The sequence below is a fragment of the Aureimonas ureilytica DSM 18598 = NBRC 106430 genome (assembly GCF_000382705.1).
GTDB classification, from domain to species: domain Bacteria; phylum Pseudomonadota; class Alphaproteobacteria; order Rhizobiales; family Rhizobiaceae; genus Aureimonas; species Aureimonas ureilytica.
Genome location: NZ_ARQE01000002.1, coordinates 519472 through 541717, shown reverse-complemented (window position 1 = coordinate 541717; position 22246 = coordinate 519472). Strand labels below are relative to the sequence as shown.

General features: G+C 67.9%; 18 protein-coding genes. 6 read left to right on the top strand and 12 right to left on the bottom strand.

The window, feature by feature from the left end:
• From kduD to B146_RS0106330, 8 genes are all read right to left on the bottom strand, one after another.
• Entirely contained in the window at positions 1-744 is a 744-nt protein-coding gene (kduD, locus tag B146_RS0106365) for a 2-dehydro-3-deoxy-D-gluconate 5-dehydrogenase KduD (protein ID WP_019995589.1), read from the bottom strand.
• Positions 741-1565, bottom strand: coding sequence for a 5-dehydro-4-deoxy-D-glucuronate isomerase (gene kduI, locus B146_RS0106360; RefSeq protein WP_026358380.1), 825 nt, complete (start codon positions 1563-1565; stop codon positions 741-743). Before kduI ends, kduD begins: the two co-directional genes overlap by 4 nt.
• Positions 1566-1667: 102 nt before the next feature.
• Positions 1668-2924, bottom strand: coding sequence for an ABC transporter substrate-binding protein (locus B146_RS0106355; protein ID WP_019995587.1), 1257 nt, complete (start codon positions 2922-2924; stop codon positions 1668-1670).
• A gap of 4 nt (positions 2925-2928) precedes the next feature.
• Positions 2929-3675, bottom strand: a complete 747-nt coding sequence (locus B146_RS25250; RefSeq protein WP_019995586.1) for a DUF624 domain-containing protein — start codon at positions 3673-3675, stop codon at positions 2929-2931.
• Positions 3676-3686: 11 nt separating this feature from the next.
• Positions 3687-4796, bottom strand: coding sequence for an ABC transporter ATP-binding protein (locus B146_RS0106345; RefSeq protein ID WP_019995585.1), 1110 nt, complete (start codon positions 4794-4796; stop codon positions 3687-3689).
• 43 nt (positions 4797-4839) lie between these two features.
• A complete protein-coding gene (locus B146_RS0106340; protein ID WP_019995584.1) occupies positions 4840-6039 on the bottom strand; it encodes a glycoside hydrolase family 88 protein in 1200 nt (399 codons plus the stop codon).
• Positions 6036-6929, bottom strand: a complete 894-nt coding sequence (locus tag B146_RS0106335) for a carbohydrate ABC transporter permease (RefSeq protein WP_019995583.1) — start codon at positions 6927-6929, stop codon at positions 6036-6038. Before B146_RS0106335 ends, B146_RS0106340 begins: the two co-directional genes overlap by 4 nt.
• A 10-nt stretch (positions 6930-6939) precedes the next feature.
• Entirely contained in the window at positions 6940-7875 is a 936-nt protein-coding gene (locus tag B146_RS0106330; RefSeq protein WP_019995582.1) for a carbohydrate ABC transporter permease, read from the bottom strand.
• 169 nt (positions 7876-8044) lie between these two features.
• On the opposite strand from B146_RS0106330, the gene B146_RS0106325 reads away from it, so the two are divergent.
• The 4 genes from B146_RS0106325 (at position 8045) to B146_RS25245 (ending at position 13610) form a co-directional block, all read left to right on the top strand.
• Positions 8045-9928 (top strand): heparinase II/III domain-containing protein, encoded by a 1884-nt coding sequence (locus tag B146_RS0106325; RefSeq protein ID WP_019995581.1) that lies wholly within the window; start codon positions 8045-8047, stop codon positions 9926-9928.
• 13 nt (positions 9929-9941) lie between these two features.
• Complete coding sequence (locus tag B146_RS0106320) at positions 9942-10754, top strand: hypothetical protein (protein ID WP_019995580.1); 813 nt, start codon at positions 9942-9944, stop codon at positions 10752-10754.
• Positions 10755-10847: 93 nt separating this feature from the next.
• Positions 10848-11606 (top strand): FadR/GntR family transcriptional regulator, encoded by a 759-nt coding sequence (locus B146_RS0106315; RefSeq protein WP_019995579.1) that lies wholly within the window; start codon positions 10848-10850, stop codon positions 11604-11606.
• 111 nt (positions 11607-11717) lie between these two features.
• Positions 11718-13610 carry a DUF2264 domain-containing protein gene (locus B146_RS25245; RefSeq protein WP_019995578.1) on the top strand — a complete coding sequence of 631 codons (1893 nt, stop codon included), beginning with the start codon at positions 11718-11720 and terminating at the stop codon, positions 13608-13610.
• 44 nt (positions 13611-13654) lie between these two features.
• Here B146_RS25245 and B146_RS0106305 read toward each other — a convergent pair whose 3' ends face one another.
• Genes B146_RS0106305 through B146_RS0106290 form a run of 4 tightly spaced genes read right to left on the bottom strand, consistent with a single transcriptional unit; the run spans position 13655 to position 19770 of the window.
• Positions 13655-15652, bottom strand: coding sequence for an acetyl-CoA carboxylase biotin carboxylase subunit (locus B146_RS0106305; protein WP_019995577.1), 1998 nt, complete (start codon positions 15650-15652; stop codon positions 13655-13657).
• Between the two features lie 9 nt (positions 15653-15661).
• On the bottom strand, positions 15662-17824 hold the full coding sequence (gene scpA / locus B146_RS0106300; RefSeq protein ID WP_019995576.1) for a methylmalonyl-CoA mutase: 2163 nt from the start codon (positions 17822-17824) through the stop codon (positions 15662-15664).
• Positions 17811-18227 (bottom strand): methylmalonyl-CoA epimerase, encoded by a 417-nt coding sequence (gene mce, locus B146_RS0106295; RefSeq protein ID WP_019995575.1) that lies wholly within the window; start codon positions 18225-18227, stop codon positions 17811-17813. Before mce ends, scpA begins: the two co-directional genes overlap by 14 nt.
• A 16-nt stretch (positions 18228-18243) precedes the next feature.
• Positions 18244-19770 (bottom strand): acyl-CoA carboxylase subunit beta, encoded by a 1527-nt coding sequence (locus B146_RS0106290; RefSeq protein ID WP_019995574.1) that lies wholly within the window; start codon positions 19768-19770, stop codon positions 18244-18246.
• 117 nt (positions 19771-19887) lie between these two features.
• Between B146_RS0106290 and B146_RS0106285 the strand changes: the two genes are divergently transcribed.
• Positions 19888-21282, top strand: coding sequence for a helix-turn-helix domain-containing protein (locus B146_RS0106285; RefSeq protein ID WP_019995573.1), 1395 nt, complete (start codon positions 19888-19890; stop codon positions 21280-21282).
• A gap of 207 nt (positions 21283-21489) precedes the next feature.
• The gene (locus tag B146_RS27615; RefSeq protein ID WP_019995572.1) at positions 21490-22101 is read left to right on the top strand and encodes a hypothetical protein; all 612 of its coding nucleotides are present in this window, start codon (positions 21490-21492) and stop codon (positions 22099-22101) included.
• Positions 22102-22246 lie beyond the last annotated feature (145 nt).

Genomic DNA, 22246 nt, shown 5'->3' with positions numbered 1-22246 from the left:
TCACCGCGCCAGCCAGCCGCCGTCCACGGCCAGCACCGTTCCATGCACATAGTCGGCGGCGGGCGAACAGAGAAAGGCTGCGGCGCCGGCGATGTCGCTCGCGCGGCCCCAGCGCCCGGCCGGTATCCGCTCCAGGATCGACCGGCTGCGGTCGGCGTCCTCGCGCAGCGCCTGCGTGTTGTTGGTCTCGATATAGCCGGGCGCGATGGCGTTGACGTTGATCCCGCGCGCCGCCCATTCGTTGGCGAGGATCTTGGTGAGGCCGGCCACGCCATGCTTGGCGGCGGTGTAGGCGGGCACCCGGATGCCGCCCTGGAAGGACAGGAGCGAGGCGATGTTGACGATCTTGCCCGGCGCGCCGCGCGCGAAAAGCGCCCTCGCGAAGGCCTGCGAGGTGAAGAACACGGCCTTCAGATCGACATCCATCACCGCGTCCCAGTCCGCCTCCGTCACGTCCGTGCTGTCGTCGCGGCGGATGATGCCGGCATTGTTGACGAGGAGATCGAAGCCGGCTCCCTCGAACAGGCCGGCGGCGGCGAGCGGGTCGGCGAAGTCGAGCCGGACCTGGCTCGCCCGCCCGCCCGCTTGCGCGATGAGGTCCAGCGTTTCGCCGCAGTCGCTGCGGCCGGCGCAGACGATCTCCGCGCCCTCCTCGGCGAGCGCCAGCGCGATCGCCTGTCCGATGCCGGTGTTGGCGCCCGTCACCAGGGCCTTGCGGTTCGACAGGGAAAAGCGAGCGCTCATCGAAGGCCGCTCGCCGGCACGAAATCCATGTCCGTGTAGTCGACATTGTCGCCGGCCATGGCCCAGATGAACGTGTAGCGGCCGGTGCCCGCGCCCGAATGGATCGACCAGGGCGGCGACAGGACGCCTTCCTCGTTGCCGACCACGAGATGGCGCGTTTCGGTCGGCTCGCCCATCAGATGCAGGACGCGGGCCTCCTCGGCGAGGCCGAAATACAGATAGGCCTCCATGCGCCGGTCGTGGACATGGGCCGGCATCGTGTTCCAGACCGAGCCCGGCGCGAAGCTCGTGTAGCCGAGAACGAGCTGGCAGCTTTCCATGACCTTGGGGTGGATGAACTGGTTGATCGTGCGCCGGTTGGAGTTCTCGTCCTCGCCGAGCTCCATCCGGTTCGCCTCCGACAGGCGCACGAGCCGCGCGGGCAGGGCGCGATGGGCGGGCGCGGAGGTGATGTAGAAGCGCCCGTCGCCGCCGAACGTGACCGGGCCGCTGCCCATGCCGAGGTAAAGGACGTCGCCCCGCTCCAGCGCGTAATCGGTGCCGCCCGCCGATACCGTGCCCGCCGCGCCGATATTGACGATGCCCATTTCCCGGCGCTCGAGGAAGGTCGATGTCCGGGTCTCGGCCACCTCGTCCAGCACCAGAACCTTGCCGGCCGGCACCGCGCCGCCCAGCGTGAAGCGATCGTAATGCGTGTAGACGAGGCGGATTTCGCCCTCGACGAAGAGGTCGGAGGCCAGAAAGTGGCGGCGCAGCTCGGCCGTGCCCATGGTTCGGGCGTGTTCGGGATGAACCGCGTGGCGGGTTTCAACGCTCAGCAAGCGAGCCTCCATCGGGCAGGGCGCATCCCCTCGGGGGATGCTGACAGGATACGGGAAAGGCGGCAGGGCGAACGGGGCCGCCCTGCCGGACTGAGGAGAGGCTCAGCGGTCGAGAACGGCGCCGACGTCGCGGTTGAGATCGGCCAGACCCTGCTCCACCGAGACATTGTCGGTCATGATCGCGTCATGGGCGCGGTTGAGAACGAGCTCCACCTGGGCGGCCTTCGGATCGATCGGCAGTTCCAGATAGGTCTTGGGCGCATTCAGCGCCTCGCGGCTCGCCGCGTCCGTCGGGAAGCCTTCCTTGGAGGTCACGGTCTTCACCACCGCCTCGTCGCGGATCGCCGGCAGCGTGCCGGTGGAGGCGATGATCTTGGCGCCTTCCGGGCCGCTGACGAAGTTCACGAAATCGGCCGCCGCCTTGGCGTTGGGCGAATTGGCGTTGACGCCGAGGCTCGTCACCTGCGCCGCCGTGGTGCCGGGCGCGACGCCGTCCGGATGGGGCAGGGACACGATGCCCCAGTTGGACGACAGGGACTCGCCCGACTTCACCTTGGCGATCTGCGTGGCGATGAACCACGTCCCCATCGGCATCATGGCGACCTGCTCGTTGAAGAAGGGGCCGGAATAATGCGTGCTCGTGGATTTCAGCGAGCCGTAGGACTGGATCGCCCCGTCCTTCTGGAGTTTCAGGACGCGCTCGTAAAAGGGCGCGAGGAAGCCGTAGTCGCGCGAGACCAGCGTCTGCTTGCCGTCGAGAATGGCGGGCAGCTGAACCGTCGAGCGCCAGGTGTGGAGATGGCCGCCATAGACCTTCTTCGAGCCGAAGCCGCTCGTCATCTTGCGGGCGAGATCGGCGAACTGGTCGAGCGTCATGTCGTTGGTGGGCGGGGCGACGCCGGCTTTCTCGAACAGGCCCCGGTTGTAGTAGAGAACCCAGATGTCGGACCGGAAGGGAACGGCGGCGAGCTTGCCGTTCACGGTCATGGATTCGATCAGCCCGTTATAGGGGGCGGGGTCGACCGGCTTTTCGAGCAGGGTGTTCAGATCGGCGAGCGCGTTGGCGTTGACGAGCTGCGCATAGCCCGGGCTGTCCTTGACCGTCACGATGTCGAGATTGGTGGCGCCGCCGGTGAGCTGCGTCATCAGCATCTGGTTGTAGTCGGCCGAGCCGAGATCGGTGTGATTGATCGTGACGCCGGGATGGGCCTTCTCGTAGGCCTCGATCAGCGGCTTGTAGAAGACCACCTTGTCCCAGTCCCACAGCGCCCAGTTGAGCGTGACCGGGGTCTGGGCGCTCGCGCCCGCCGGCAGAAACGCGGCGGCGGCGAGGAGCAGGGCGGATGCCAGTTTGCGCATGTCGTTATCCTCCACAGATGGCGTTCGTTGGGGAGGACGCCTCCTCCGGCGTCCGCTCGCCGGCGGAAACCGCGGCCAGATCGGCGACCCGCGCGAGCCCGCCTTGCGCCGCGAAGGCGATGGCGAGAAGCCCGAGCGAGACATTGAAGGCCACGGGCATGAAGACCGAGACCGGATAGAACAGGACGTGCAGCAGCCAGAGGAGCGCGACGAAGCCGAGCGCGCCGAGAACCGGCCAGGGGCGGGCGAGCGTCGCCAGGAAGGCGAGGCGCAGCATGGCGCGCGCCGATCGCCCGCCGTCCGAAACCAGCACGAAGAGATGCACGGCGAAGACCGCCAGAACGGCTTCGGTGCCGAGCGCCAGACCGAAGGGGATCGCCAGCGCGATGTCCCGTGCGGCCATCTGGCCGTAGATATAGATCGCATAGGCGCCGAGCCCGAGCGCCAGCGAAAGGCCCGCGCCCGCCACAGTGGCCGCCCAGAAGCGCGCGCGAAAGGCGCGCCAGAAATCCTCGCCGAGATAGGTGTTCTCGTCCCGCGCCATGGCCGTGGCGACCCGGAGGCCCGCCGCGTGGGCGGCAAAGAGCGTGACCACCGGCAGCGAGACCAGAACCACGAGGAGGTTCAGCTTGAACAGCTCCGCCGCCTCGCGCCAGACGGTTTGCGCAAAGAGCGCCGCGCCCGTCCGCTTCGGCAGGTCCTTGGGGATTCCCGGTCCCTCGCGATGGAACCGCTCGGTCAGCCACTGCATGGGAAGCGCCTTCAGGCCAGGATGGAGCGTTCGGTTTCGGGGTCGAAGAGATGCGCGCCGGTGAGGTCGGCCACGAGGTCCACCGTTTCGCCGTCGCGCGCCCGGCAGCGCGGCGAGACGCGCGCGATGATCGGACGCCCGGCGGCCAGAAGATTGAGATGGATTTCGGCGCCCATCGGCTCGGCGAGTTCCACGGTGGCGGGAAAGCGCACCGTCGCGCCGGGGTCGATATCGGCCGGCGGCACCTCGTGGAAGTTTTCCGGCCGGATGCCGAGCACCGCCCTCCGGCCCTCGTAGGGCGCGATGCGCGCGCGATCGAGGCTGGGGGGCAGCGGCAGTTCGCGATCCTCGAAGCGCGCGACGAAGCCCTCGCCGCGCCGCTCTATCGTCACCGGCAGCATGTTCATCTGCGGCGCGCCGATGAAGCCGGCGACGAACATGTTCACCGGTCGGTCGTAGAGCGCCTGGGGCGTGTCGACCTGCTGGATATGGCCGTCCTTCATGACCACGATCCGGTCGGCCATGGTCATGGCCTCCACCTGATCGTGCGTGACATAGATGAAGGTCGCGTCGAGCCGCTTGTGCAGCTTGGTGATCTCGGCGCGCATCGTGCCGCGCAGCTTGGCGTCGAGATTGGACAGGGGCTCGTCCAGAAGGAACACGTCGGGATTGCGCACCATGGCGCGGCCGAGCGCGACGCGCTGGCGCTGGCCGCCCGACAGCGCCTTCGGCTTGCGGTTCAGGAGATGCTCGATGTCGAGGATGCGCGCCGCCGCCTTCACCTCGCCGTCGATCGTCTCGCGGGAGACTTTGCGCAGGTGCAGGCCGAAGGCCATGTTCTTGTAGACGGTCATATGCGGGTAGAGCGCATAGTTCTGGAACACCATGGCGATGTCCCGGTCCTTGGAGGGCACGTCGTTGACGAGATCGTCGCCGATCCAGAGCTCGCCGTCCGAGATTTCCTCCAGCCCCGCGATCATGCGCAGCGTCGTGGACTTGCCGCAGCCCGACGGCCCGACGAGGATGATGAACTCCTTGTCGGCGATCTCGAGGTCGATATCGTGGACCACGGTCAGCGCGCCGTAGGTCTTGTTCAGCTTCTTCAGGGAAATGCTCGACATGGGGCGTCCTTTGGCGACGAGGGAAAGGCAGCGCGTCGTCGGCCTACCAGTAGCTGGTCCAGTTGCCCTTCAGGCGCGTCAGCGCCTCGAAGTAGAAATAGTCGCCCCAGGAGACGCACTCGTCGACGCCTTCGCCGCGGCAGGTGTTGTGCGGCGTCTTCTTGGAATAGGTGCCGTGCAGCACCAGCCCGTTGGAAGGCGAGGGCGGCTTGACCGCATAGTCGCGCCAGAGGCTGCCCATCATGCGGGTCGCCAGATCGCGCCAGCTCTCGCCTTCTGCGCCGCCGACGAGATCGGCCATTTCCAGAAGCCCGCAGGCGGCGATCGAGGCCGAGGAGGAATCGCGCGGCTCGTCGCCCTCGGTGAAGACGAGGTCCCAATAGGGCACGAGATCGGCGGGCAGGCGCTCGAGATAGAAGGCGAGGAGCCGCTCGAAACTCTCGCGATAGGCCGGCAGGCGCTCGTAGCGGTAGGACAGGGCGAGCCCGTAGAGCGCCCAGGCCTGGCCGCGCGCCCAGAAACTGTCGTCGCTATAGCCCTGCTTCGTGGCGCCGCGCACCGGCGCGCCGGTCTCGGGGTCCATGTAGAACGTATGGAAGGTGGAGCTGTCGGGCCGGACGGAATGGGCGAGCGTGGTGCGGGCATGGGCAAGCGCGCGCTCGCGGTATCGCGCCGTTCCGGTTTCGGCGCTGGCCCAGTAGAGAAGCGGCAGGTTCAGAAGGCAGTCGATGATGTAGCGGTATTCTTCCGGCCGGCCCTTGCGGCCCCAGGCCTGGAAGAAGGCGCCCTTTTCCTGCCAGCGCTCATCGAGCTGCTCGGCGGCAAGCAGCGCTGCGCGATGCGCGTCCGCGTCGCCGACCAGCTTCCAAGCCGCCACGCAGGAGGGCGAATACAGGAAGCCCATGTCGTGATGATCGGTCTCGATCCGGTTCTCGATCCGGTGGAGAAAGCTTTGCACCTGGATCTGCCCGGCATGGCGCAGCACCGGATCGCCCGTGTGCTCGAAGGCGAGCCAGACCGTGCCGGGCCAGAAACCGGCCGTCCACTGGTCGTTGGCGACGGCCGGATAGACATTGCCGACGCTCGAATGGTTCTGCGCGGCGAAGGTGAAGTCCTTCAGGGAGCGGCGAATGGCGCCGCTCGCGACATCGAGAGCTTGCGTCAGCTCGGCCGGCGACAGGGGGGCGATGAGCGAAGGCACGGGCGGGGCGAGGGGCGAAGCGGTGGCGGACATGGGCATCATCCCTTGAGGCCGGTGGAGGCGACGCCTTCCACGAAGAAGCGTTGCAGAGCGAGGAAGACGACGAGAACGGGGATGAGCGAGACCACGGAGGCCGCCATGATCAGCCCGTATTCGGCCGAATATTGCGAGACGAACATGCGAAGGCCGATCTGCACGGTCTTCAGCTCCGTCTTGGTCAGGTAGATCATCGGCCCCAGGAAGTCGTTCCAGGTGTTGACGAAGGTGAAGATCGTCAGCGTCGACAGCGCCGGCATGGAAAGCGGCAGCATGATCTTGCGCCAGATCTGATACTCGCTCATTCCGTCGATCCGCGCCGCTTCGCACAGCTCGTCGGGGATCGACATGTAGAACTGGCGCATCAGGAACACGCCGAAGGCGCTGAAGGCCTGGAGCAGGATGAGCGCCAGATGCGTGTTGTTCAGCCCGAGTTCGCGCATCAGCACGAATTGCGGCACCATATAGACCTGCCAGGGCATGGCGATGGTCGCGATATAGGCCAGGAACAGCGTGTTGCGGTAGGGAAAGCGAAGCTTGGCGAAGGCATAGGCGGCAAAGCTCGACGTGAAGAGCTGCAGCACCGTCACGATGATCGTGAGCTTCGCCGTGTTGTAGATGAAGAGCGCGAGCGGGATCTGCTGCCAGATATCGAGATAGTTCTGCCAGCGGGGCGCTGAGGGAATCCACTGGATCGGAAATTCGAATACTTCGCGGTTGAGCTTCAGCGAGGCCGAGAGCATCCAGGCGAAGGGTAGCAGCATCAAGACCGTGATGGCGAGCACCAGGGCGTAGAGCGCGGCGTTTCTCAGCCGCTTGCGGTGGCTGCGCGTCTTCGTCTTCGGGCGGCCGAGGGCCGCGCTCCGGCGGTCGAGAAGGGGCGAGGCGGTGCTCATCTGCGGCCCCTCAATCTTCGCGCTGCAGGCGGAACTGCACGACCGTGATCGTCAGCACCATCAGGAAGAGGACGAGCGCGACCATCGAGGAATAGCCGAGGTCCCAGCTCACGAAGGCTTCGTTGTAGATGTGGTAGACCAGAACCAGCGTGGACGTGCCCGGCCCGCCCTGCGTGATCAGATAGATCTGATCGAACACCTTGAAGGACTGGATGGTCAGCATCACCGACACGAAGAAGGTGGTGGGCGCGAGCTGCGGCACGGTCACGTGCCAGAACTTCTGCCAGCCATTGGCCCCGTCCAGATTGGCCGCCTCGTAGAGCTCGGCATTGATGCCCTGAAGCCCCGCGAGATAGATGACCATGTAGTAGCCCATGCTCTTCCAGACGCCGAAGAACACGACCGTGACCATCGCCCAATGCCGGTCGGCGGCCCAGCCCGGCAGGTTCTGCGGATCGATGCCGAGCGTGTAGAGCAGCATGTTCACCGGCCCCATCTCGGGGTTGAACAGCATGTTCCAGACCACGGCGACCGCCACCAGCGAGGCGACATAGGGAAAGAACATGGCGGTTCGGAAGAAGTCCCGTCCGAACATCGGCCGGTTGAGGAGGATCGCGAGGCCGAGCGCGCAGACCAGCGTCAGCGGCACCGAGAAGAGCGTATAGAGAAGCGTGTTCCAGAAGGCCGCCAGGAAGGCGCGGTCCTCGAACAGGCGCCAGAAATTGGCGAGGCCCGCAAAGCGGATCGGGTTGGAGCCGTCCCAATGCAGGAAGGCCAGCGCGAAGGCGAAGAGGATCGGTCCGAGCGTGAAGATCGCGAAGCCGAGGAAATTCGGCGCGATGAAGGAATAGGCCACGAGATGAGCGCGGCGCCGGCGCTGCTGTTTGGTCAGCAGGACGCGCCGCGAACGGCGGGCCGAAGCTGCGTCCGCGTCGATAGTGGACATGCTCTGTCCTCCCTGACGAGGGCCTTGGCCCTCCCTCCCGCACGGGGCTCTCCCTCCACCGCGCAAACTTGTCGTACTTGTATTTTTGCGGTAGCACAAGTTCGATTTCGGCGCGGCGGTTTCACGAATTTCGGAGCAAGTGGTATGACGAGTTCTGCGGGTGGCCGGCATGAGCGCCGACATGGGCATTGAGCGGACCGGCGAGAGTGAGAGGGCCGAGCGTGAGACGCCTGTGACCGGCAATGCGACCGCCGCCGCTCCCTTCTCGACGGCGCTGGTGCGTCTGCCAGCCGCGCTCGGCGCCTTTTCGCCGGGACCCGTCTTCGAGGACCGTGCGGCCTGGGACGCGCTTCCCGAGGCGGTGCGCCATGCTCTCGTCGCGCGCGGCGAGGCGATGCAGGCGCGCCCGTGGCCGCAGCTCCTCGCCAGCGACTACCGCGCCTATGTGCGCGAAGGCGACCGCGCCCGTTTCGAGGCGCTCTATTTCGATCGCCGCCGGCAGCTCGCCGCGCTGGTTCTGGCCGAATGCGTGGAGGGGCTGGGCCGCTTTCTGGACGCCGTGATCGACGGAATGATGCTTCTTTGCGAGGAAAGCGGCTGGCAATTGCCGGCCCATAACAGCCACGTGCGCGGCGGGCCGCGCCTGCCGCTGCCGGACAACGAGCGCCCGGTGATCGACCTCTTCGCCGCCGAGACCGGCGCCCTTCTGGCGGTGGCGGGCCATCTGCTCGCCGGGCCGCTCGATGCGGCGGACCCCGCGATCCTGCGGCGTGTCGACCGGGAAATCGAGCGGCGCATCGTGACTCCCTATCTCGACGTTCATTTCTGGTGGATGGGCGACGGCGACGAGCCGATGAACAATTGGACGGCCTGGTGCACGCAGAACGTCCTGCTTACGGTCTTTTCGCGCCCGCATGGCGAAGGTACGCGCCGCCGCGTGGTGGAGCAGGCCGCGCGCAGCCTCGACGCCTTCTGGAAGGATTACGGCGAGGACGGCGCCTGCGCGGAAGGCGCGCTCTACTGGCGTCATGCCGCGCTGTGCCTCCATGGCGCGCTGGACATCCTCTCCAGCGTCGCCCCGGGCGCGTTCGCGCCGCTCTGGCATCTTCCAAAGCTCAAGGCGATGGCCGAGTTTCTGGCGGACATGCAGGTGGAGGGACCACATTATTTCAATTTCGGGGATGCCTCGGCCCGGCTGGAGCCCTGCGGCGCGCGCGAATGGCGCTTCGGGCAGGCGGTCGGCTCGCCCTTTCTGGAGCGGTTCGCAGCAAGCGACGCCGCGAGGGCCGCGAGCTTCGAGCGGCCGGACGAGATCAATCTCTGGTATCGACTGCGGGAAGCGCTGGACCATGAGGCGCTGACCGCTGCAGCCAAGGGCGAGCCGCCCCGGCGCGATCGGCACTATCCAAGCATCGGGCTCACCGTCGCGCGCGACGCGCGGTTCGCCCTCGCGGTGAAGGGCGGCCACAATGGCGACAGCCACAATCACAACGATGTCGGCAGCGTCACCCTCTGGCGCGGCGGTGCGCCGGTGCTGATCGATCTCGGCGTCGAAACCTATACGGCCAAGACCTTCTCGCCGCGCCGCTACGAAATCTGGACCATGCAATCGGCCTGGCACAACCTGCCGAGCTTCGAGGGCGCGATGCAGGCGGACGGCGTGGCGTTCGGCACGAGCGAGCACGAGGTCCTGCTCGGCGAGCGGGAAACGCTGATCGACATGGAGATAGCCGGCGCCTATCCGCCATCGGCCGGGCTTCGCTTCTATCGGCGCTCGGTGCGTTTCTCGAAGGGCGGAGCGGTCGAGATCGAGGACCGCTGGCAAGGCGAGCGAGCGGGCGAGTTGTCGCTCCTCTTCGCCGAAGCCCCGCAGCTGGAGCCCGGCACGATCATGCTGCCCGTCAGCGGCGCGCGCATCGTCGTGGAGGGGGCCGGGCCGCCGCTTTGCGAGACGGTCGAGATCGCGGATGCGCGGCTCGGCCTTGCCTGGGGACCTCGCATCTGGCGACTTCGCCTCCCTTTGCTTGGCCCGCTGAAACTCACCATCACCTGAAAGGCTGGAAGCGATGAATCTCACCTTGAGCGTTCTGGACGGCGAGGGACGCCCGCGCGCGCAGCGCACGGCGGCGGACGAGGTGTTTCTCGTCTTCCGCGAGACCTATGCCGAGGGCGACGTCGTGGCGGTCGAGACAGGGGGCGAGACAGGGGGCGAGACGGCGGGCGAGGGCACCTTCGTTCACCTCTCGCTGGACGACGCGATGGCGCCGGCGCTGGTCTTCCTCAAGGGCGGCCGCTTCGCCCTGCCGGTGCCCTTCGGCCCACGCCGCAAGACCTATTCGCCGCGCGCCTTCTCGGGCGAGCTGCATCGCCTTTCGGTGCGTCTGGCGCGGCCGGAGGAACTCGCGGCGCGTCGCGATCTGGCGCTCAATCCCTATGACGACCCCGGCAATGCGTCGGCCTTTCCCCATGCCAGCGCCAATGTGGAAACGCGCGGCGAGGCGGTGTTCGCGGCGCGCAACGCGATCGACGGCGAATGCGCCAATGACGACCACGGGTTCTGGCCCTATACGAGCTGGGGCATCAACCAGGACCCGAACGCCGCCTTGACCCTCGACTTCGGACGGCGCGTGCGCCTCGACGAGGTGGCGCTGACCCTGCGCGCCGACTTTCCGCACGACGCCTGGTGGCGTCAGGCGGATATCGTTCTGTCCGACGGCTCGCGCGAGACGTTGAACCTCGCGAAGACCGGTCGGCGGCAGGGATTTCCGATCGTGCCGCGCGTGGTGGAATGGCTGCGGCTGGAGCGGCTGGTGAAGGCCGACGACCCATCGCCCTTTCCCGCGCTCACACGGATCGAGGCGTTCGGCCACGAAGTCTGATCGCCCGAAGCCATGAGACAAGTTTGAGAGTTGTCGCAACTTGTAGAACATGTCATGAAGGGTGAGGCGAGGTCCAAAGGGGAAAGAAGCGTCATGGGACAGATCAGCGTCGCCCGGCGGCCCGCCGGAAGCCTCGTCCTGAAGCTCAGCGACGCGCTGCGCGACGCGATCGTCGGCGGCGAGTTCCAGCCCGGCGACAAGCTGCCGAGCGAGGCGAAGCTGACCGAGCATTACGGTGTCAGCCGAACCGTGGTGCGCGAGGCGATCGCCACGCTGCGGATCGAATCCCTCGTGGAGGCCCGGCAAGGGGCGGGCGTCTTCGTTCGCGACATGCGCGCGCCGAGCGATCCGCTGCGCCGGGTCGAGCGCGCCAAGGTCACGTCCGCACTGGAAATTCTCGAAATCCGCACGCCGATCGAGATCGAGGCCGCCGGCCTTGCCGCCTCGCGCCGTTCGCCGGCGCAGGAAGAGGACATCCTGGAGCGCCATGGCGCGGTGGTCGCCTGCACGAAGCAGGGCGCGCCGATCCGCGAAGCTGACTTCGCCCTGCACCTCGCCATCGCGCAGGCCACCAACAATCCGCATTTCGCCGAGTTTCTGATCGCGAACGGACAGACGGCCATTCCGAAATCCGAGATCGTCACCCGCAGCCGGGCCGAGGCCGAGCGCAGCTATCACGGCCAGCTCAATGCCGAGCACGAGCGCATCGTTCTGGCGATCTCGCGGGGCGATGCGGACGAGGCGCGCGAGGCGATGCGCGCCCATCTCAAGGGCAGCCAGGAGCGCCACCGCGAGCTTCTGCATCGCGGGCATATCGGCGCGGCGGCCTCGAGCGCTGGCCAGCGGGGCTAGGGCGCCGGCGATCAGGCGTGAGCCGTCGCGACGCCGGACATCGATCGCCCCAGATGCGCTGCGCAGGCCGATGCGAGCGAGGGCCGATCCTTGAGTCAGGAGGAAATCAGAATGAGTCGAGCCGCGCCGAGCGCCTGGGCGGAGGAAGCGGCCGTGCGCCGGCTGGTCCACTGCAACCCCTTGCATGGCAACAAGCTGGAAACGCGAGCCGATCTGCAGGAAGCCGTGCGCGCGCTCCATGCGCCGCTCCTGCCCTGGTACTCCGAAAGCGGCGCGCGGGTTCGCCTCGGCGTCGGCGGCGTGCATTACGCGAGCGCGGCGGCGGAGATGGAAAGCTTCACCCGGCCGCTCTGGGGTCTCGCGCCCCTGGCCGCCGGCGGCGGTGCCTTCGAAGGGCTGGATCTCGTGCTGTCCGGGCTCGACCACGGCACGAACCCCGATCACCCCGATTATTGGGGCGATGTTGGCCGGCACGACCAGCGCATGGTGGAAATGGCGGGCCTGTCGCAGGCTCTCCTGCTCGCCCCCGAGACGTTCTGGGCGCCGCTGCCGGACGCGGCCAAGCGCCGGCTCGCGGCCTGGATGCGGTCGATCAACGCGCATCCGACCGCCGACAACAATTGGCTCTTCTTCCGCGTCTTGACCAATCTCGCACTGCGCCGCGTCGGCGAGGACTGGTCGCGCGAGGCGGTGGAAGAGGCGCTGGATCGGCTCGACACGTTCCACATCGCCGATGGGTATTACCGCGACGGCAAATGGTACCAGCTCGACTATTACACGCCGATGGGAATGCATTTCTACGGGCTGATGCTGGCGCAGCTCGCCCCCGATCTCTTCCCCGACCACGCCGCGCGCTTTCGCGAGCGCGCCCGGCGCTTTGCCGAGGATTTCCAGTTCTGGTTCGCCGATAGCGGTGCGGCGATCCCGTTCGGGCGCTCCATGACCTATCGCTTCGTTCAGGGCGCCTTCTGGGCGGCCTGCGCCTTCGCGGGCGAGGCGGTTCTTCCCTGGGGACGGATCAAGGGCCTTCTCCTGCGCCATCTCCGCTGGTGGGCGAACCAGCCGATCGCCGATCGCGACGGCATTCTGACGATCGGCTATGCCTATCCCAACCTCCTCGTTTCGGAAGCCTATAACGCGCCGGGCTCGCCCTATTGGGCGCTGAAGACCTTTCTGGTCGCGGCCCTGCCTGAGGATCACCCGTTCTGGATGGCCGAGGAGGAGGAGCCGGAGGCGCTGCCGGATGGCCCGCGCCTGTCTTCGGCCGGCGGCTTCGCGCTGCGGCGGGAGCCGGGCGAAGCGCTCATGCTGACCGGCGGGCAGGACGGGCGCGAGCACCGCTGTTCCGACGCCAAATATGGCCGCTTCGCCTATTCCGCCGCCTTCGGCTTCTCGGTGGCGAGCGATGCCTGGGCGCCCGATCGGCCCGAGCGCAGCGCGGTCGACAGCGGGTTGATGGTGTCGCGCGACGGGCTCGTCTGGCAGTCGCGCTGCCGGATCACCGAGGCTGGGACGGATCAGGGACTCGTCTGGGGGCGCTGGCAGCCCGACGATGGCCTCAGCATCGAGACCTGGCTCGATTTCGCCGGGCCGGGCTGGCATGTGCGGCTTCACCGGATCGACACCGACGCGCCGCTCCACGTCGCCGAGGGGGGCTTCGCGTTGGACCGCACCGGCGACGGGCATATCTCGCCGGAAGACTGGTTCGAGATCGAGCCGGGGCGCGGCTTCGTTCGAACGCGCTCGGCCCTCTCCGGCCTTCTCGATCTCTCGGGCCAGCGCGAGGCGAGCGTGATCAGGGCAGCGCCCAACACCAATCTCCTGGTTCCCCGCACCTTCTTTCCGCGTCTTGCGGGCGTCGTGCCCGCCGGGCGCAGCGTTCTCGTCACCGCGGCGTTCGGCGTCCCCGACCCGGAGGCGGTGGCCTCGCCCCCCATGCTCACCGACAGGTTCCGGACGGCCGCGCGGGCGGTCGGCTGGTCCGGGGAGACGCGGGCGGGCTGATCGGGTCGCGTCGCTGGCCGAGCGTCAACGCCGCTCGGCCGGCCTCACTCGAATTCGAGGATCACGAAGTCGGCGGGCAGGCTGTCGCCGACGCTCGCGTGGACGGCCGCGATCGTCGCCGCTTTGAGCGCGCGCAGATTGTTTTCCATCTTCATCGCCTCGATCGTGCCGAGGATTTGACCGGCTTCCACCCGGTCTCCCGGCGCGACGCGAAGCTGCGTCAGAAGGCCCGGCATCGGGCAGATCAGAAGGCGCGAGAGATCGGGCGGAGCCTTCTGGAGCATATGCCGCGAAAGCTCGGCGATGCGCGGCGGGAGGACCCTTAACGCATGGGTCGCCCCGCGCGTCGTCAGGCGAGCGCCCGTCAGCGTCGGAGCGACGCGCATCCACAGGGGCTCGCCATCGAGCGTGACGCGCGCCATCGCCTCGCCGGGGCTCCAGTCCAGCCGCGCCGGGACGGGCGGCGCGCCGTCGATCGACACGTCCCGCGCCGATCCCGTGCCGGACACGGTGATGTCGAAGCGTCGTTCGCCGAGTTCGGCGATCCGCCGTGGCGAGGGGCGGATGGCGGGGCCGAGCTGACCGTCGATCGTGGCATCGCGCTCGGCGCGGGTGAGCGCGACCATGACGGCGGCGACCGCGAGCCGGCGCGCCAGGGGCTCGTCCGGCTCCTGGCCGGTGAAGCCGTCCTTGTATTCTTCCGCGATGAAGCCGGTGGTCAGCGCGCCCCTTTGGAAGCGCTCGTGCTGCATGAGGGCCGAGAGGAAGTCGATATTGTGCCCGAGCCCGCTGATCGCGAAGCGATCCAGCGCCTCGACCTGCCGCTGGATCGCTTCGTCGCGCGTCGTTCCGTGGGTCACGAGCTTGGCGATCATCGGATCGTAGAACATCGAGACCTCGCCGCCCTCCGCGACGCCATCGTCCACGCGCACTCCGTCGCCGGCCTCCGGCGGGCGGTAGCGCACGAGCCGGCCGGTGGAGGGGAGGAAGCCGCGATAGGGGTCCTCGGCGTAGACGCGCGTCTCGATCGACCAGCCGTCGAGGCGAACCTCGTCCTGGGTGAGGCGAAGCCGCTCGCCCGCCGCGACGCGGATCATCTCCTCCACCAGATCGAGCCCGGTGACCATTTCCGTGACGGGATGCTCGACCTGGAGGCGCGTGTTCATCTCGAGGAAGTAGAAGCTCTCCCCCGTCGGGTCGGCGCCCGAGACGATCAGTTCCACCGTGCCGGCCGAGTGGTAGCCGACGGCTTTGGCGAGCGCCACGGCCTGCTCGCCCATCGCCTTCCGCATGTCGGGGGTGACGAAAGGCGAGGGCGCTTCCTCCACCACCTTCTGGTGCCGCCGCTGGATCGAGCATTCGCGCTCGCCGAGATAGAGGACGGTGCCGTGCTTGTCGCCGAGCACCTGGATCTCGATGTGGCGCGGCTCTTCGATGAACTTTTCGATGAAGACGCGGTCGTCGCCGAAGCTCGACAGGCCCTCGCGCTTCACCGCCTCGAAGCCCTCGCGAACATCCTCCTCGTTCCAGGCGAGGCGCATCCCCTTGCCGCCGCCGCCGGCCGAGGCCTTCATCATCACGGGAAAGCCGATCTCGGCCGAAATGCGCACCGCATGCTCGGTATCGTCGATCTCGCCGAGATAGCCCGGCACGACGTTGACGCCGGCTTCCTTCGCCAGCTTCTTCGACTGGATCTTGTCGCCCATCGCCGCGATGGCGGATGGCGGCGGGCCGACGAAGGCGATGCCGGCCTCCTCGCAGGCGCGCGCGAAACTCTCGCGCTCCGACAGGAAGCCGTAGCCAGGATGGATGCAGTCCGCACCCGTCGCCTTCGCCGCCTCCAGGATCAGGTCGGCGCGCAGATAGCTCTCGGCCGCCGGCGCGGGGCCGAGGCGCACCGCCTCGTCGGCCATGAGGACATGCGGGCTCAGCGCATCCGCGTCGGAATAGACGGCGACGGTCGCGAGCCCCATGCGCTTGGCGGTGCGCATGACGCGGCAGGCGATCTCGCCGCGATTGGCGATGAGGATCTTCTTGAACACGAGCGGTCCTTATTCTGCGGCACTGCGGCCGGACGTGTCGTCGGCCGGCGGCATGTTGTGGCCGAGAAGGCGCAGCACCTCGGCCGCCGCCTCCACGAGATTGGTGCCGGGGCCGAAGATCGCGGACACCCCGGCCTTTCGCAGCGCCTCGTAATCCTGCGCCGGGATGACGCCGCCGGCGACGACCTTGATGTCGGCCCGGCCCGCTTGCGCCAGTTCGGCGATGAGTTCGGGGATCAGCGTCTTGTGCCCGGCGGCGAGCGACGAGGCGCCGACGACATCGACGTCGGACTCGACCGCCAGCGCGGCGGCCTCCTGCGGCGTCTGGAAGAGGGGGCCCGGCACGATCTCGAAGCCGAGATCGCCGAACATGGAGGAGACGAGATTGGCGCCTCGGTCGTGCCCGTCCTGGCCCATCTTGGCCACCAGCATGCGCGGCCGGCGGCCGAGGCGGCGCTCGGTCGAGGCCACGGCGTCGGTGAGGCGCGTCCAGCGCGGATCGTCCTTGTACGCCCCGCCATAGACGCCCTTCACGGGCGATGGCTGGGTGCCGAAGCGGCCGAACACGTCCTCCATCGCGGCCGAAATCTCGCCGAGCGTCGCGCGGGCGCGCGCGGCTTCGACCGCGAGGGCGAGGAGGTTGCCCTTGGCCCTCGCGCCTTCGCGCAAGGCCTCCAGCGCTTGTCCCACGGCCTGCCCGTCGCGGCTCGCCTTGACCTGTTCGATCCGCCGCACCTGCGCCTCGCGCACCGCGTGGTTGTCGACGTCGAGGATGTCGATGGGGGCTTCCTCCGATAGCCGATACTTGTTGACGCCGACGATCACGTCCTCGCCGCGGTCGATGCGCGCAGCCTTCGCGGCGGCCGCCTCCTCGATCATCGCCTTCGGCCAGCCCGCCGCGACGGCCTTCGCCATGCCGCCCTCGGCCTGGATGCGCTGGATCAGCTCCCAGGCGCCGTCGACCAGCGCCTTGGTCAGGCTCTCGACATAGTAGGAACCCCCCAGCGGATCGACGACCTTCGTCATGCCCGTCTCCTCCTGGAGGACGAGCTGCGTGTTGCGGGCGATGCGGGCGGAGAAGTCCGTGGGCAGCGCGATGGCCTCGTCCAGCGCGTTGGTGTGGAGCGACTGCGTGCCGCCGAGCATCGCGGCCATGGCCTCGATCGTGGTGCGCATGACGTTGTTGTAGGGGTCCTGCTCGGTCAGCGAGACGCCGGATGTCTGGCAATGGGTGCGCAGCATCTTGGAGCGCTCGTCCCGCGCGCCGAGTTCGGTCATCGCCCGGTGCCAGAGGACGCGCGCGGCCCGGAGCTTGGCCACTTCCATGAAGAAGTTCATGCCGATGGCGAAGAAGAAGGACAGACGGCCCGCGAAACCGTCGATGTCGAGGCCCGACGCGACCCCGTACTTCACGTAGTCCATGCCGTCGGCGATGGTGAAGGCGAGCTCCTGGAGCTGCGTCGCTCCCGCCTCCTGCATGTGGTAGCCGGAGATCGAGATCGAGTTGAACTTCGGCATCTCGGCACTCGTATAGGCGAAGATGTCGGAGACGATCCGCATGGAGGGTTCGGGCGGGTAGATATAGGTGTTGCGGACCATGAACTCCTTGAGGATGTCGTTCTGGATGGTCCCGTCGAGCTTCGCGCGCGGCACGCCCTGTTCCTCGCCCGCCACGATGAAGAAGGCGAGGATCGGAATGACCGCCCCGTTCATCGTCATCGACACCGACATCTCTGCGAGCGGGATGCCGTCGAAGAGGATCTTCATGTCCTCCACCGTGTCGATCGCGACGCCCGCCTTGCCGACGTCGCCGGTGACGCGGGGGTGGTCCGAATCGTAGCCGCGATGGGTGGCGAGGTCGAAGGCGACCGACAGGCCCTTCTGCCCCGCCGCGAGGTTGCGCCGGTAGAAGGCGTTGGAGGCCTCGGCCGTCGAGAAGCCGGCATATTGCCGGATCGTCCAGGGACGGCCGGCATACATCGAGGCGCGCACGCCCCGCGTGAAGGGCGCGAAGCCGGGGAGGCCCGGCTCCCATCCGGCCACGTCCTCTTCCGTGTAGAGCGGCTTGACTTTGATGCCCTCGGGCGTCTGCCAGTCGAGGTCGCGGCCCTTCACCTCGCGCGCGGCGAGCGTCTCCCAGTCGCTGAGGGTCGGGCGTTCAGTGTCCGCCATCGGGCGCCTCCATGAGTTCGACGAGGACGCCGCCCATGTCCTTCGGATGCAGGAAGACGATCCGCGTGCCGTGCGCGCCGAGGCGCGGGGTGCCGAGGACGCGCGCGCCATGGGCCCTGGCGTCGTTGATCGCGATGTCGAGATCGGCCACCTCGAAGCAGAGATGATGCTGCCCGCCCGCCGGGTTGCGCGCGAGAAAGCCGGCGATCGGCGAGGCGTCGCTGAGCGGCTCGATCAGTTCGATCTGCGTGTTGCCGGCCTCCACGAAGCAGACCCTGACGCCCTGTTCGGGCAGGTCGAAGGCCTCGCTCACAGCCCCGTCGCCGAAGAGCCCGGCATAGTGCTCCCGTGCCTTGGCGATCGAAGGCGTCGCCACGCCCACATGGTTCAAGCGTCCGAACATCGCGGCGTCTCCCCTTCTAAAGCGGGATGTTGTCGTGCTTCTTCCAGGGGTTCTGCAACTGCTTGCCCCGCAGCTTGCGAAGCCCCAGCGCCACGCGGCGGCGCGTCGAATGGGGCATGACGACCTCGTCGATGAAGCCCTTGGAGGCCGCGACGAACGGGTTGGCGAAGCGGCGCTCGTATTGCGCCGTGCGCTCGGCGATCTCTTCCGCGCTCCGCCCCCGGAAGATGATCTCGACCGCGCCCTTGGCGCCCATCACCGCGATCTCGGCCGTCGGCCAGGCGTAGTTGAGGTCGCCGCGCAGGTGCTTGGAGGCCATCACGTCATAGGCGCCGCCATAGGCCTTGCGGGTGATGACGGTGATCTTCGGCACGGTCGCCTCGGCATAGGCGAAGAGGAGCTTCGCGCCGTGCTTGATGATGCCGTTGTGCTCCTGTGCGACACCCGGCAGGAAGCCCGGCACGTCCACGAAGGTGACGATCGGGATTTCGAACGCGTCGCAGAAGCGCACGAAGCGCGCGGCCTTCTTCGAGGCATTGATGTCGAGGCAGCCGGCGAGCACCATCGGCTGGTTGGCGACGATCCCGACCGGCCGCCCCTCGATCCGCCCGAAGCCGGTGAGGATGTTGCCGGCATGATCAGGCTGGATCTCGAAGAACTCAGCCTCGTCGACCACCTTCGCGATCAGCTCGTGCATGTCGTAGGGCTGGTTGGGGCTCGGCGGGATCAGGCTGTCGAGGCTCGGCTCCAGCCGATCGAACGGATCGCCCGAGGCGCGCTCCGGCAGGCCGGAGCGGTTGGACGCCGGCAGGAAGCCCATGAGGTCGCGGGCGGCCAGCAGCGCCTCGATGTCGTTCTCGAAGGCGCAGTCGGCGACGGAGGATTTCGTCGTGTGCGTCACCGCGCCGCCGAGATCCTCCTGGCTCACCACCTCGTTGGTCACCGTCTTCACGACGTCCGGCCCGGTGACGAACATGTAGGACGAGTCCTTCACCATGAAGATGAAGTCGGTCATGGCCGGGGAATAGACCGCCCCGCCGGCGCAGGGCCCCATGACGAGGCTGAGCTGCGGCACCACGCCCGACGCCAGCACGTTGCGCTGGAACACCTCGGCATAGCCGCCGAGGCTCGCCACGCCCTCCTGGATGCGCGCGCCGCCCGAATCGTTGAGCCCGATCACAGGCGCGCCGACCTTCAAGGCCATGTCCATGATCTTGCAGATCTTGGCCGCGTGGCGTTCCGACAGCGAGCCGCCGAAGACGGTGAAGTCCTGGGAGAAGACGAAGACGAGCCGGCCGTTGATCGTGCCCGATCCCGTCACCACGCCGTCGCCGGGGATGACCTGCGCCTCCATGCCGAAATCGGTGCAATTGTGCTCGACGAACATATCGAGCTCCTCGAACGAGCCCTCGTCGAGCAGCACCTCCAGCCGCTCGCGCGCCGTCAGCTTGCCCTTGGCATGCTGGGCCGCGATGCGCCGCTCGCCGCCGCCTTGGCGGGCCTCGGCGCGCCGTTCCTCCAGTCGGGTGAGACTGTCCAGCATCGAGGGTCCTCCCGGTGAAAATTCGCAAATTCCGAGCTGTTGTTCCAGCCCGGTGGCGGATATGCAAATGTGGTGTCGTGAAGCAGCGTCTGCGAAATTTCACAAAAGGGAAAGGCGATGGTGGATTATGTCGGGTCCGACCTTCGCGCCCTGCGGGCGGCGCAAGGGCTCGGACAGGCCGGGATGGCGGCGCGGCTCGGCATCTCCGTCAGCTATCTCTCGCAGATCGAGAACGATCTCCGCCCGCTGACCCCTCCCGTCGCGGCGCGGCTCGCGCAAGCCTTCCCGCTCGACTGGCCGGGCGGGCGTCTGGCGCAAGGGCGCCCGGCCGTCTCGCTCGCCCATCTCCTCGACGATCCGCTGTTCGACGGGTTGGACGACCCGAGGCGCGTCCTGAAACTCCTGGAGCGCCAGCCGGCGCTGGCCGAGCGGATCGCGCGGCTCCACGCCTCCTGGCGCGCCATGCAGGAGCGCCGCTCGATGGACGACGAGGCGCTGGCCGACAACGCGGTGGCGGGCGGTCGCCTGCCCTGGGAGCGGATCCGCGACTGGTTCCACGAGGCCGGCAACTACATTCACGAGCTCGACCTCGCGGCGGAGGCGCTGGCGGGGGAACTCTCCGGCGACCCGCCGCGCGAGGCCGATCTCCTCGCCTATCTCCAGGCGCGCCACGGCGTCAGGCTGGAGGAGGCGGGCGAGGCGGCAGGCGAGGGCATCCTGCGCAGCTTCGACCCCGGCACAAAGCGGCTCACCCTCGGCCGTGCGCTGCCGCCCGAGACGCGGCGCTTCACCCTCGCCAACCAGATCGCGCTCCTGTCCTTCGGCGCCATCATCGCCGACATCGCGAGCGCCTCGAAACTGCCGAGCGAGGAAGAGCGCCATCTCCTCCAGGCGGGGCTCGCCAATTACGGCGCCTCGGCGCTTCTCATGCCCTACGAGCGGTTCCGCGCTCGGGCGCGGGCGTTCCGGCACGATATCGACCGGTTGCGCGAGAGCTTCGCGACGAGCTTCGAGCAGACCTGCCACCGGCTCTCGACGCTGCAGAGGCCGGGCGCGCTGGGCGTGCCCTTCTTCTTCTGCCGGGTGGACATGGCCGGCAACATCACCAAGCGCCATTCGGCGACGCGCCTGCAGTTCGCGCGCTTCGGCGGCGCCTGCCCGCTCTGGATCGTGCACGAGGCCGTCGCCATCCCCGACCGGGTGCTGGTCCAGCTCGCCGAGATGCCGGACGGGGTGCGCTACGTCTCCATGGCCAAGGGCCTCGTGAAGCCGTCCGGCTCCTATGCCCGCCCGCCCCGGCGCTATGCCGTCGCGCTCGGCTGCGAGGCCGAGCACGCGGGCGCCTTCATCTATGCCGACGGGATGGACGTGTCGGGCACGGCGACGCCGATCGGCGGCACCTGCCGCCTCTGCCCCCGCGCCGACTGCGACCAGCGCGCCTTTCCGCCGACCGACCGCGAGATCGTCGTCGATCGGGATGTGCGCCGCTTCGTGCCCTATCGCGTCTTGTGAGATCGGCGCGGGTTCGGCCGGCGTTCGGAAGCTGTCCGCTCGCCCGTCCCGAACCCGCTTCCGCAAGCTGTGCCGCAAAGCTGCTGCATTTCATTCGCAACCATCAGTGCGGCTGATCGTCATTTCCGCTTTTTGATCGGCCGGAGGAGGAGACGCGACGGAGCGCGCGAGAAGCGACGCTTCCGTCCCGAAATCGGAAGGCAACCGATGAAGACGTCCATTCAGATCGCCGCGACCCTTGTCGCTCTCAGCGCCGCGCCGGCATTTGCCGAGACCTATGCCAAGGCAGGCTCGGAACTGCGGGCGGGGGAGGCCGCGACCGTTCCCCATCTCGTTCCCAAGGGGCCGGAAGTGCCCATCGAACTGAAGGTCACCGCGATCGAAGAGGGCTCGAAAAGCGACCTCGCGGGCTTCGAAATCCCCGCCGATCTGCGCAATGCGCGCCCGTATTATGTCCGATACGAATACACCAATCTCAGCGACGAGGACCTGTCCGCTCAGCAGATCGGGGCCTTCGTCGGCATCGACGACCGTGATCAGGAACAGGCGCCGGCCCTTGCCATGAGCGGTGGCAGCTTCACCAAATGCATGACGCCGCCGGCCAAGGGGCTCACCAAGGGCCAGTCGGGCAAGGGCTGCGTCATGTTCATGATTCACGAGAACGGCCGCCTCGCCGCTGCCGCCTACAAGGGCCATTACCGCAGCGAGGGCTCGGCCAACACGCAGGCCGACTACCCGATCTACTACAACCCGGTGAAATGGACGCCCGCCGCGTCTGCGTCGGCGCCGACGGGGAGCAAGGGCGTGGTGGTCCAGTAGGCCCTCACGAACGGAAGACCGACGGGCACGCCCGAGGCCGCGAGCGGTCGGGCAGCTGGCTGTCTGGGGCTGGCGTCTTGTGGATCGACGCCGAACGTGGGCCGGGCAGCGCGCCTGTCCGGTCTGCCGCCATGGCGGCCCCGAG

Excerpts from the sequence above, each read along its gene's own strand:
- B146_RS0106290 (WP_019995574.1), bottom strand. The coding sequence starts at position 19,770 with ATGCTGGACAGTCTCACCCGACTGGAGGAACGGCGCGCCGAGGCCCGC.
- B146_RS0106355 (WP_019995587.1), bottom strand. The coding sequence starts at position 2,924 with ATGCGCAAACTGGCATCCGCCCTGCTCCTCGCCGCCGCCGCGTTTCTG.
- B146_RS27615 (WP_019995572.1), top strand. The coding sequence starts at position 21,490 with ATGAAGACGTCCATTCAGATCGCCGCGACCCTTGTCGCTCTCAGCGCC.
- B146_RS0106315 (WP_019995579.1), top strand. The coding sequence starts at position 10,848 with ATGGGACAGATCAGCGTCGCCCGGCGGCCCGCCGGAAGCCTCGTCCTG.
- B146_RS25250 (WP_019995586.1), bottom strand. The coding sequence starts at position 3,675 with ATGCAGTGGCTGACCGAGCGGTTCCATCGCGAGGGACCGGGAATCCCC.
- B146_RS0106285 (WP_019995573.1), top strand. The coding sequence starts at position 19,888 with ATGGTGGATTATGTCGGGTCCGACCTTCGCGCCCTGCGGGCGGCGCAA.
- B146_RS0106335 (WP_019995583.1), bottom strand. The coding sequence starts at position 6,929 with ATGAGCACCGCCTCGCCCCTTCTCGACCGCCGGAGCGCGGCCCTCGGC.
- B146_RS0106345 (WP_019995585.1), bottom strand. The coding sequence starts at position 4,796 with ATGTCGAGCATTTCCCTGAAGAAGCTGAACAAGACCTACGGCGCGCTG.
- B146_RS25245 (WP_019995578.1), top strand. The coding sequence starts at position 11,718 with ATGAGTCGAGCCGCGCCGAGCGCCTGGGCGGAGGAAGCGGCCGTGCGC.
- B146_RS0106340 (WP_019995584.1), bottom strand. The coding sequence starts at position 6,039 with ATGATGCCCATGTCCGCCACCGCTTCGCCCCTCGCCCCGCCCGTGCCT.
- B146_RS0106320 (WP_019995580.1), top strand. The coding sequence starts at position 9,942 with ATGAATCTCACCTTGAGCGTTCTGGACGGCGAGGGACGCCCGCGCGCG.
- mce (WP_019995575.1), bottom strand. The coding sequence starts at position 18,227 with ATGTTCGGACGCTTGAACCATGTGGGCGTGGCGACGCCTTCGATCGCC.
- B146_RS0106330 (WP_019995582.1), bottom strand. The coding sequence starts at position 7,875 with ATGTCCACTATCGACGCGGACGCAGCTTCGGCCCGCCGTTCGCGGCGC.
- scpA (WP_019995576.1), bottom strand. The coding sequence starts at position 17,824 with ATGGCGGACACTGAACGCCCGACCCTCAGCGACTGGGAGACGCTCGCC.
- kduD (WP_019995589.1), bottom strand. The coding sequence starts at position 744 with ATGAGCGCTCGCTTTTCCCTGTCGAACCGCAAGGCCCTGGTGACGGGC.
- B146_RS0106325 (WP_019995581.1), top strand. The coding sequence starts at position 8,045 with ATGAGCGCCGACATGGGCATTGAGCGGACCGGCGAGAGTGAGAGGGCC.